General features: G+C 69.2%; 10 protein-coding genes. 5 read left to right on the top strand and 5 right to left on the bottom strand.

Going from position 1 to position 10,429, the window contains the following annotated elements; genetic code table 11:
* Positions 1 to 581 (top strand): hypothetical protein (locus U9980_RS01850; protein WP_322766414.1); only part of this gene is annotated, 581 nt, incomplete at its 5' end.
* Between the two features lie 254 nt (positions 582 to 835).
* Here the strand turns inward: U9980_RS01850 and U9980_RS01855 are convergent.
* The gene (locus U9980_RS01855) at positions 836 to 1,159 is read right to left on the bottom strand and encodes a hypothetical protein (protein ID WP_322750412.1); all 324 of its coding nucleotides are present in this window, start codon (positions 1,157 to 1,159) and stop codon (positions 836 to 838) included.
* Positions 1,160 to 1,610: 451 nt separating this feature from the next.
* Complete coding sequence (locus U9980_RS01860) at positions 1,611 to 2,402, bottom strand: nuclease-related domain-containing protein (protein WP_322766415.1); 792 nt, start codon at positions 2,400 to 2,402, stop codon at positions 1,611 to 1,613.
* A gap of 557 nt (positions 2,403 to 2,959) precedes the next feature.
* Here U9980_RS01860 and egtA point away from each other — a divergent pair.
* The 4 genes from egtA to egtD are packed head-to-tail and all read left to right on the top strand — an operon-like array spanning position 2,960 to position 7,692.
* The gene (gene egtA / locus U9980_RS01865) at positions 2,960 to 4,393 is read left to right on the top strand and encodes an ergothioneine biosynthesis glutamate--cysteine ligase EgtA (protein ID WP_322766416.1); all 1,434 of its coding nucleotides are present in this window, start codon (positions 2,960 to 2,962) and stop codon (positions 4,391 to 4,393) included.
* Entirely contained in the window at positions 4,390 to 5,820 is a 1,431-nt protein-coding gene (egtB, locus tag U9980_RS01870) for an ergothioneine biosynthesis protein EgtB (RefSeq protein WP_322766417.1), read from the top strand. The genes egtA and egtB overlap by 4 nt, the downstream gene beginning before the upstream one ends.
* Positions 5,821 to 5,825: 5 nt before the next feature.
* Entirely contained in the window at positions 5,826 to 6,569 is a 744-nt protein-coding gene (egtC, locus tag U9980_RS01875) for an ergothioneine biosynthesis protein EgtC (RefSeq protein ID WP_322766418.1), read from the top strand.
* A 46-nt stretch (positions 6,570 to 6,615) separates the two neighbouring features.
* Positions 6,616 to 7,692: an L-histidine N(alpha)-methyltransferase gene (gene egtD, locus U9980_RS01880; RefSeq protein ID WP_322766419.1), complete on the top strand. Its 1,077-nt coding sequence runs from the start codon at positions 6,616 to 6,618 to the stop codon at positions 7,690 to 7,692.
* A gap of 18 nt (positions 7,693 to 7,710) precedes the next feature.
* Here egtD and ilvD read toward each other — a convergent pair whose 3' ends face one another.
* From ilvD to U9980_RS01895, 3 genes are all read right to left on the bottom strand, one after another.
* Positions 7,711 to 9,561: a dihydroxy-acid dehydratase gene (ilvD, locus tag U9980_RS01885; protein ID WP_322766420.1), complete on the bottom strand. Its 1,851-nt coding sequence runs from the start codon at positions 9,559 to 9,561 to the stop codon at positions 7,711 to 7,713.
* 171 nt (positions 9,562 to 9,732) lie between these two features.
* A complete protein-coding gene (locus U9980_RS01890) occupies positions 9,733 to 10,080 on the bottom strand; it encodes a hypothetical protein (protein WP_322766421.1) in 348 nt (115 codons plus the stop codon).
* Positions 10,077 to 10,406: an antibiotic biosynthesis monooxygenase family protein gene (locus U9980_RS01895; RefSeq protein ID WP_322766439.1), complete on the bottom strand. Its 330-nt coding sequence runs from the start codon at positions 10,404 to 10,406 to the stop codon at positions 10,077 to 10,079. Before U9980_RS01895 ends, U9980_RS01890 begins: the two co-directional genes overlap by 4 nt.
* Between the last annotated feature and the right edge of the window lie 23 nt (positions 10,407 to 10,429).

A 10,429-nucleotide genomic window follows, 5' to 3' on the forward strand; every position in this document is an offset into this window, starting at 1 on the left:
ACAGCGCGGGCCGCTGTCCGCAACCGTCGGTGACATGCCCTGGCGGCCTGCTCGTGCCCGCCGGACAGCGGTGCCCACAGCCGCCGACGCCCTGCCCGACGACGTCGGTACGAACCGCGTCGGGTAGGTGCACACCGACCACCCCGGGATCGACCCCCACGCTTGTCCCACGCAGCCCGGTACCCGGCGAGCTGCTGCTGGACCATCCGATTCTCTCCGCCGGGGACACGCTGATCGCCACCGGCGCGGGATGCGGGTCGGGCGCGCCGGTCGTCATCACGTCCGACGACAACAAGATCATCGGACAGACGACAGCGGACAGCCGTGGTCGCTTTTCCACAGTCGTACAGTTCGCCACCTATCGGGCCGGGCACCGCACGATCACCGCGAGTTGCGGGGCTGTCCTGCGGTCCGGTGTGGACATGGTGCTGACCAGCTCGAGCGGGGGTACGTCCAACACGTTCGTGCTGCTGCTTTTCTTTCTGCTGGCGGGTTCCCTGGTCGTGCGCCGCCAGATCGGTGACGGCAGCCGGTCGCCGATGGCACGAAAGCACGAAAGACGGGAACGGCGGCGCGGGTAAGGGATGGCGGTGGCCGTGTACCACCGCTACCCACGCCGCCGCTCCCGCATCAGCCCCGACACCGGAAGGCCGCATCGAGGGCCGACCGCGGCGCGATCATGGTTCTTCCGCGCCGCCGGCGGCCCACGTCCCCAGGGCACTCATGGGGACCGGGCACCATCGGTGTCGGTTCACCCGGCGGCCGGGACACCGTCAGCCGGCAGCCGGGGAGCTGGGAACATAGCTCAAGGTGTTCATATGGTTTCAGAAGCCGTTCAGGCCCCCGCGGTAAGCCAGGCCCGTGTCACGGACCGGCGTGACAGCTGCCCCAGCGACTGCTCCGGCAGGCTGAAATCGTCGGAATCGGCCCGCTCGTCACAGGACACCGACGTGTTCTGGATCCTTCCCCAGATGATACTCCGACATTCATCGGTCCCCACGACGAGCGACGTCCTGGTGTGCGGGTCGAACACTTCGACGTGCCCGTCGAAGCCGGGAGCGAGAATCCTGTAGTGACTCCACAGGTGTGCCGTGTAGGTGTCGGCGAACTTTCCCAGAAGTTCTCCGTCGGCGTCCAGCACAAGTATTCTCTTACCCATCTCCACACCCTTCGACCGCGCTTCACAAATAGGGGGTGACTGGCCTGAACCAAAGCCTACGGCGCGCCCGCGATCCCGTCTATTCCCAGTTTCTCTTCATTGGCGTGAATGCTATTTCGGCGACGCTGGAATGCATTCTCGCAGCGCTGGTGCCGCAACCGTTCCAGCTGTGGTTCAGCGGTTGCACCCATCATCCGCGAACGCATTGACCCCGCAACTGTCCACCTGGGATGTGGTCCGGCGGCGGTATCCCGGCGCAGACCCAACACGCCGCCGTGGGTATACCGCCGCCGGCGGGAACACGGCCATGGACCGTTCAACATCCAAAAGTGTGTCCGGTCGCCGACGATATCAGGGGATCATCGGCGACCTGGGCAGCCACGCGGCGCACGGCTTTGCGGTGACCGACACCCCGTCCAGGAAAGATCCAGAAGAGGTTCCAGGAGGGACGTCAGCGCCGCAGCAGACCCCGCAACCGGGACATGGCCGGCCAGGTCGGTTCCGGGCCGTTCACCGGATAGGCCGGAAACACCCGCTCGGCGGCGTCCACCAGCACGGCGACGTCCAGCGGCCGCAGCAGGACACCAGCCGTGAGGATGTAGTCAGCGACCCCCGTCGCCGGCAGCAACACCACATCGTCGAGCACGGCGAGCCCGTGCGGCGGCGCGGCGCGCGCGAACGCGATCACCGGCTGCACGCAGACCTGCCAACCCGCCGGCAGCTCGGCGACCAGCTGGTTGGTGACTTCTTCACCCATCCACGCGACCAGTTCGAGCATGGGATGCAACGGCACCTTGCCCGCCCAGAGCCCGGCCCGGTTCTGCCGCAGCGGCCCGCGATGCGCGGCCGTCTCGACCACCCACGCGCCAGACGGTCCGATGACCAGATGGTCGATGTTGCCGGCGGAACCGGTAATAGAACGATCATGAAGGACGGTGTACCCGGCACGGGCGAGGCGCTCGAGCGCGCGTGCGGTGTGCCGTTCGGCTTCGGCATCCTCCCGCCACGACTCGATTTCCGGTGGAGATCGAAAGAAGCGGGTTGCCGCGACAGCAGGCACGACGATGACAAAACCGAGGGCCAGCTGCAGTATCAGCAATGTGGACAGGCTCAACAGAACGCCGAACACGCTGACCACGATCGCGGCTACGCCTGCGACGACGCCGGCGACCACCGCCGCTCGGGTTGCCCTGTCCTTACGTTCGACCACGTAGAGCTGCCGGCAACGCCGATACTCCGCCATGGCCGACCGACCGGGCCAGTGTCCCTGCGACACCCGATGTCCCTGTGACACCCGAGTCATTATCACCTTCCGGCCGACCGCACTCCGGCCGACCACACTCCGGCTGACCAGATCGCGGCCGAACCGGCCCGCATTGCGCACGATCCCTCACCTCCGCCGTGGGCAGGCCGGCCACCCCCCGGGCGGCCACCGCGATAGCGAGTCGGCTACGCAGCGACCACCATCCCATACAAATCACACCGGCAAACCCACGTTGTGGATATCTCCACCGGGCTCCCATCCGAACCCCGACGCCTTTACCGACCGTCGCTCCCATGCCGACCGTGTGTTACCGGGGACAGGACATACCGTGCAGGAAACACCAGGGACACAAAAGTCCGGGCCACGGCTGCCGCATCGGGGTACGACGTAACGGCACCACACGGCACCGCACGGCACCGCACAGCACCCGCACAGCACCCGCACAGCACCCGCACAGCACGATCCCCGCACCGACCCGCACCGACCCGCACCGACCCGCGGCCAGCGACGCTGGCCGGTCCGGACCTGGAGGGTTCATGACACGGACACAGTCAGGTAAGCCGAAAGACGATCACCGCGGCATTGATGACGAGATCCGGTCAGCGGCAGACGTCCATCGCTACGCACACCTGACCTGCCTGACAGAGCAGCCGCGGGGAACCGTCGGCGTCGAGACCGAGTGGTTCGTCGTCGACACGGAAGCGGTATACCGCCCGGTGGCACCCACCCGGACGATGGCGGCGCTCACCGCCGCCGTTCCCGAGCGCCCGTTCGATCTCCGCGACAGCCCGTCCGCCGGGGCAACCGCCGGGGCAACTGGCATCCCGGGGCATTCGACCCTGCCAGGCGGAACTCGGATCACCTTCGAACCCGGTGGCCAGCTTGAGCTGTCGGCTCCGCCGCTGCCGCTGTCGGATGCGCTGGCGCGGACAGCCGCCGACCTCGCCGGGGTCCGGTCCATGCTCGCGGATGCCGGCCTCGCGCTTGTCGGGATGGGCACAGACCCGCTGCGACCGCCGCGCCGCCATCTCACCGCGTCCCGCTACGAAGCCATGGAGCGCTACTTCCGGGCCGGCGGCGGGTCGGCGGGGGTGACGATGATGTGCTCGACCGCCTCCATCCAGGTCAACCTGAACGCGGGTACCACGGACCAGTGGACCGGGCGCTTCGAGTTGGCGCATGCCCTGGGGCCCGCGCTCGTGGCGATGTTCGCCGCCTCCCCGGTGCTGGCGGGAACGGCCACCGGCTGCTGTTCGACCCGGCAGGCGGTGTGGGCGGAGATCGATCCGACCCGGACCCGGCCGGTGGCGACCGCTCGCCGGTCCGACCCGGCAACCGCCTGGGCTGACTATCTGCTGGCCGCGAGGATCATGCTGGTTCGGGATCCGCTCGGCGGGTTCGCGCAACCCCCGACCGCGATGACGTTCGGCGAGTGGGTGGCGGGCGAGAGCCCACTGACGCGGCCACCGACAACCACGGACCTGAGTTACCACGCGACGACCGTGTTCCCACCGGTGCGCCCGCGAGGCTGGTTGGAGCTGCGCTACCTCGACGCGGTCCCGGCCGGGAACTGGCCGGTGGTGGTCGCGGTGACCACCGCGCTGCTCGACGACCCACATGCCGCTGACATCGCGGCCGATGCATGTGTGCCCGTCGCCGACGAGTGGGTCACCGCGGCGCTCGTGGGCCTGGGCGACAGCGCCCTGCACCAAGCCGCCAGGACGTGCGCGGGTGCGGCCCGGGACGCGTTGGGCCGGATGGACGCCGACGCATCCCTGCTCGCGGCCGTCGACGCGTATTTTGACAACTATGTCGAGCCGGGCCGCTGCCCCGCCGACGATCTCACCGATCGCCTGGCCGAGGTCGGGCCGGAGGGCCTGCTGCGCACCGAGATCGACGCGAGCGAACGTTGTCTGAGCGTAACAGCATCGGTGCCCGCGCCGAACAGCGCCGCTGTGGTCGCGCTGTGACTGCGAGCGCAGGCGCGCAACCGGGCGACATCGCCCGGGCGCTCGCGGACAGCCGGGCGCGGAGCCTGGCCTACACCGACCTTGACGACGCCGACCTGTGCCACCAACATTCACCGCTGATGTCACCGCTGGTCTGGGACCTCGCCCACGTCGGCAACTACGAAGAACTGTGGCTGCTGCGGGCGACGGCGGGCAGGGCGCCACTACGGCCGGGCATCGACGAGCTCTACGACGCGTTCCGCCATCCCCGGGCGGACCGGCCCGCCCTACCCCTGCTCAGCCCGGCGCAGACCCGCAGCTACCTGGCTGAGGTCCGCGGCCATGTCCTGGACGCCCTGGACCGACTCGCCCCGGACGCACTGGACGCACTGCACACGCCGCTGCGGCCACCGGTCGGGCCGGTCGAACCAGTCGGACCGTCCGCGCTGCTGGCGGACGGCTTCGTCTACGGACTGGTGCTCCAGCACGAGCACCAGCACGACGAGACGATGCTGGCCACCCACCAACTCCGGACGGGTCCCGCGGTCATCGGCGACACCCGCGACACCGGCGGGACCGGCGGGACCGGCGAGGCACGCGTCCCACCGGCCGGACAGCGCCGACTGCCGACGGAGGTGCTGGTGCCGGCCGGCGAATTCACGATGGGCACCGACGGCGACACACCAGGCCACGCCTGGACCTACGACAACGAACGACCCGCGCACCGCGTGTACGTCCCGGCGTTCTTCATCGACACGCTGCCGGTGTCCAACGCGGCGCAGATGGCGTTCATCGAGGCCGGTGGCTACGACGACGAACGTCTGTGGTCGCCGTCGGGCTGGGCGTGGCGATGCGAGGCCGGACTGCGGGCGCCGCAGTTCTGGCGCCGCGAGGCGGGAAGCTGGGTACGGCGCCGTTTCGGCCGCGACGAACCTGTCCCGATGGACGAGCCCGTGCAGCACGTCTGCTGGTACGAGGCGCAGGCGCACGCCCGCTGGGCCCGGCGGCGGCTGCCCACCGAAGCCGAGTGGGAGAAGGCGTGCGCGCACGATCCCGTCACCGGGCGTTCGCGACGTTTTCCCTGGGGGGACAGCGATCCGACGCCGGAGCGGGCGAACCTTGACCATGTCACGTCCCGTCCGGGCGTACGTGGAGCGTACCCAGCCGGAGCCAGTGCGTACGGCGTCGAACAGATGATCGGTGACGTGTGGGAGTGGACAGCCAGCGACTTCTCGGGTTATCCGGGTTTCCACGCATTCCCGTACCGCGAGTACAGCGAGGTGTTCTTCCCCGGTACGTCCCCGAGCGTCTACAAGGTGCTGCGCGGCGGGTCCTGGGCCACGCACCACAGCGCCGTCCGGTCGACCTTCCGCAACTGGGATCATCCGATTCGCCGTCAGATCTTTGCCGGCTTCCGGCTCGCGCGCGACGCCGAGATGGGAGGCTGAGGCTGGTGTGTCGCCACCTGGCTTGGCTCGGGACGCCGCGGACGCTCACCGCACTCCTACATGATCCGCCACACAGTCTGCTGCGCCAGGCGTGGATGCCACGACGGATGCTGCACGGCCGGATCAACGCGGACGGCTTCGGTGTCGGCTGGTACGTCCCCGCACTGCGGACCGAGCCGGCTCGCTACCGGCGGGCTGTCCCGATCTGGACGGATGCCTCGTTCGCCTCACTCGCCGGTGCAGTCCAGTCCGGTTGCGTGCTGGGAGCGGTACGCAACGCCACTGTCGGCATGCCGATCGAGGAGACAGCGACCGCACCTTACGCGCACGGTCGGTACCTGCTCAGCCACAACGGGCGGGTGGACGTCGACGTGGTGATGCGCATGCTCGATTGGCACCGGGGCGCCCCGATGCCCGACTCGCGCTGCGACTCCGCCCTGTTGGCCGCCGTGGTCTGGCAGCGGGTGAGCGCGGGCGCGAGTCTCGCCGACGCCGTCGCGGACGTGGTCGTCGCCGCGGGTCGGGCCGACGGTGCCGCCCGACTCAACCTGCTGGCAACCGACGGCAGCCAGATCGTCGCCACGACCTGGGGTGAAACCCTCTCATACCGGGTATCGACAGATGGTGACGCCATCGGGGTGCACGTGGCCAGCGAACCCAGCGATGACTCGGACGGATGGATTGACCTTGATGATCAAAAATTGCTGACCGCCGACACACGTGATGTAACCATTAGTAATTTGATCTAGAATTCGGTTACTCTCGGTCGCAGAAACGCTCCCGGAGGTTGCAACCATGACAGCGTCCAGTACCGATCTCACCGATGTGGGCTCCGCGGTCGACGACGATTCCCGGGTCGGTCCCGGCACCGGTACCAGGACCGACCCGGGAATCGTCGTCGACCGGCACCTGAGCGCAGCCGACCGCGCCGCGGCACTCGCGACCGACGTCAGGGCGGGGCTCACGGCGGATCCGAAGGAACTGCCACCCAAGTGGTTCTACGACGCCACGGGAAGCATGCTCTTCGACGCCATCACCCGATTGCCCGAGTACTACCCGACCCGGACCGAACGGGCCATTCTGACCAGCTGCGTCCATGAGATCGCCGCGATGTCGCGAGCGGACACCCTCATCGAGCTCGGCTCCGGAACGTCGGCAAAGACCCGCCTGCTGCTCGACGCGCTGCGCAACAGCGGCCACCTGCGCAGGTTCGTGCCCTTCGACGTGGACGAGACCGTGCTCTCCCGCGCGGCCACCGCCATCCGCGGCGAGTACCCCGGGGTGACCATCCACGCGCTCGTGGGTGACTTCGAGTGCCACCTCGACCTGCTGCCCGGTGCCGACCTGCTACCCGGCGCCAGCCGTCGCCTGGTCGCCTTTCTCGGCGGGACCATCGGCAACCTCGCCCCGACCCGACGACACGAGTTCCTGACCAGCCTGCGCGCCCAGCTCAACGAAGGCGACGCGCTGCTTCTCGGCACCGACCTGGTCAAGGATCCCGACCGGCTGGTCGCCGCCTATGACGACAGCGCCGGTGTCACGGCGGCGTTCAACCGCAATGTCCTGTCGGTCATCAACCACGAGCTCGGCGCGGACTTCGACCCGCGCGGGTTCGCGCATGTGGCCTGTTGGGATGCGGAGAACTCCTGGATCGAGATGCGGCTGCGGTCCGTGCGTGCCCAGCAGGTGCGGATAAGCGCGCTCGACCTGTCGGTGTGCTTCACCGAGAACGAACAGATGCGTACCGAGATCAGCGCCAAGTTCACCAGGGACAGGCTCGCCACCGAGTTCGCGGCCGCGGGTCTGGCCATGGTCCGCTGGTGGACCGACCCGGCCGACGACTTCGCGCTCTCCCTCTGCGTCCCGGCCTGACCGGCCGGCCCCGGTTCTCTATGGAGCGACCAGTGAGACGTCACGAACCGCGCCGGTCGATGCGGAGGTCGCCATCGCCGCGTAGGCCCGCAACGCGGCCGATACCGGACGCGCTCGGTCCGCCGGCCGGAAGCCGCCGGACGCGGCCAGCGCGGCTTTGCGCGCGGCCAGCTCGGCCGCGTCCACCATCAGGTCCAGTCGGCGGGACGGAATGTCGATCTCGATGATGTCGCCGTCCCGAACCAGCGCGATCGCGCCGCCGTGCGCGGCCTCGGGTGAGACGTGCCCGATGGACAGACCCGCGGACCCGCCGGAGAACCGCCCGTCGGTGACCAGCGCGCACTGTGGCCCGAGACCACGCGCCTTCAGGAACGCGGTCGGGTACAGCATCTCCTGCATGCCCGGACCGCCCCGTGGGCCCTCGTAGCGGATGACCAGCACATCACCGGGGTGGACCCGGCCGGACAGGATCGCGTCCACCGCGTCGTCCTGACTTTCCAGTACCAGCGCGGGGCCGCGGAAGGTCAGCCGCCCGGCCTCCACTCCGGCGGTCTTGAGCACGGCACCGTCCGGGGCGAGCGTTCCGCGCAGCACCGCGAGGCCACCGTCCGCCGAGTAGGCGTGGGCGACGTCGCGGATGCAGCCCGATGCGGCATCGGTGTCCAGTGACTCCCACCGGTTGACCGAGGAGAAGGGCTCGATCGTGCGCACTCCGCCCGGTGCCGCGTGGAAGAGTTCCACCGCCTCGCCGGCCGGGTCCGGCCGGCGGACATCCCAGAGCGACAGGAACTCCGCCAGGCTTGCCGAGTGGACGGTGTGGACGTCGCGGTGCAGCAGTCCGGCCCGGTCGAGCTCCCCGAGGATGGCCGGGATGCCGCCGGCCCGGTGGACGTCCTCCATGTGGTACTCGGAGCTCGGCGCCACCTTGCACAGACACGGCACCGTCCGGGAGATCTCGTCGATGTCGTCGAGGGTGATGTCGACGCCGGCCTCGACCGCGGCGGCCAGCAGATGCAGGACGGTGTTGGTCGAACCGCCCATGGCCACGTCCACGGCGAAGGCGTTGGCGAACGCCGCCCGGGTCGCGATCGACCGCGGCAGCACGGCGTCGTCGTCCTTGTCGTACCAGCGCTTCGCGAGGTCCACAACGGTCCGTCCGGCCTGGACGAACAGGTCGCGGCGAGCGGCGGAGGTGGCCAGGGTGGACCCGTTGCCGGGCAGCGCGAGCCCGAGCGCCTCGGTCAGGCAGTTCATCGAGTTGGCGGTGAACATGCCCGAGCACGACCCGCAGGTCGGGCAGGCCGAGCGTTCCACCGCGTCCAGTTCGGCGTCATCGACCGTGGTGTCCACCGATGCGGTGATGGCGGAGATGAGGTCCAGACCGGACCGGACGACGCCACCGGACACGACAGCCTGACCGGACTCCATCGCGCCGCCGGACACGAACACGGTGGGGATGTTCAGCCGCAGCGCCGCCAGCAGCATCCCTGGTGTGATCTTGTCGCAGTTCGAGATGCAGACGAGCGCATCCGCACAGTGCGCGTTGACCATGTACTCGACACTGTCCGCGATGATCTCGCGGGACGGCAGCGAGTAGAGCATTCCGCCGTGACCCATGGCGATGCCGTCATCCACCGCGATCGTGTGGAACTCCCGCCCCACGCCGCCGGCCTCCGCGATCGCGTCCGACACGATGCGGCCGAGGTCGCGCAGGTGCACATGACCGGGGACGAACTCGGTGAAGCTGTTGGCGATGGCCACGATCGGCTTGCCGAAGTCGCTGTCCGTCATGCCGGTGGCACGCCACAGGGCTCGGGCGCCGGCCATGTTACGACCGTGGGTGGTGGTTCGGGAACGCAGAGCAGGCATCGGGCAGTCCTCGTGGCAATCGATCGACGCGGACGTGGACCGCGCCTGGGTCGGGCACGCTCACAGAGACCTGCCCGTTCACGCCCAGCGTAACGCCCGCCCGAACAGTGTCCGCGCATCAGTACCTGCCGCCAGTACCGGCTCTGCCAGGGCCGGCCGCCGCGGGTGTCCCTACCGAGCGCCGCGGCGGCGCAGCCACTCCCGCCGGACCAGCCACACGACGGCGAAGGATGCGGCAGTGCCCAGGAGCGGGAGCACTTCATGGCTGCGTGCGCCCGCCACGAAATGGACCTGACCGTCGGGCTCCACGGCCCGGGTAGGCGTCTGCGTCCCCACCACGAGCAGGAACAGCGTCAGGACGGCGATGATCGCGTAGCCGGTGTGGAACAAGGCGTAGACGCTGACCCGGCGGCGGGGCAGTGCCCCGCGGGACAGGATGGCGGGGACCATCCACCCCAGGAAGCCGAAGAAGGTGGCGAACAGCGGCGCGAAGAAGAAGTAGTTGACGAAGGTGCTCACGGCAGGTCGGTCACGTGCTCCACAGTGGGCGGTTGGGCGAAAAAGGGGCCCAGCGCCGCACGCCAGCGGACGAAGCGGTCGGACTCCCGGAAGGTCACCAGGTGCGCGTCGAGGTTCTCCCACTCGACCAGCAGGACGAACCGCGACGGTGACTCCACCCCGCGGGTCATCCGCACCGATCGACAACCGGGGCAGGATGTGATCTCACCGACAGCCGACCGGTAGGCATCGGTGAATTTTTCCTCCTCGCCGGGCGTGACGTCGATCTGCGCAATCTCCAGCACGGGCAGGCCGCGCGAGCCGTCAGCGGGGGCGGGGGCAGTCATGAGCGCAAGTCTGGCACGCCCGG

Source organism: Protofrankia sp. Cr1, from assembly GCF_963555865.1.
GTDB lineage: Bacteria > Actinomycetota > Actinomycetes > Frankiales > Frankiaceae > Protofrankia.

Excerpts from the sequence above, each read along its gene's own strand:
- U9980_RS01855 (WP_322750412.1), bottom strand. The coding sequence starts at position 1,159 with ATGGGTAAGAGAATACTTGTGCTGGACGCCGACGGAGAACTTCTGGGA.
- U9980_RS01860 (WP_322766415.1), bottom strand. The coding sequence starts at position 2,402 with ATGGCGGAGTATCGGCGTTGCCGGCAGCTCTACGTGGTCGAACGTAAG.
- egtA (WP_322766416.1), top strand. The coding sequence starts at position 2,960 with ATGACACGGACACAGTCAGGTAAGCCGAAAGACGATCACCGCGGCATT.
- egtD (WP_322766419.1), top strand. The coding sequence starts at position 6,616 with ATGACAGCGTCCAGTACCGATCTCACCGATGTGGGCTCCGCGGTCGAC.
- ilvD (WP_322766420.1), bottom strand. The coding sequence starts at position 9,561 with ATGCCTGCTCTGCGTTCCCGAACCACCACCCACGGTCGTAACATGGCC.
- U9980_RS01895 (WP_322766439.1), bottom strand. The coding sequence starts at position 10,406 with ATGACTGCCCCCGCCCCCGCTGACGGCTCGCGCGGCCTGCCCGTGCTG.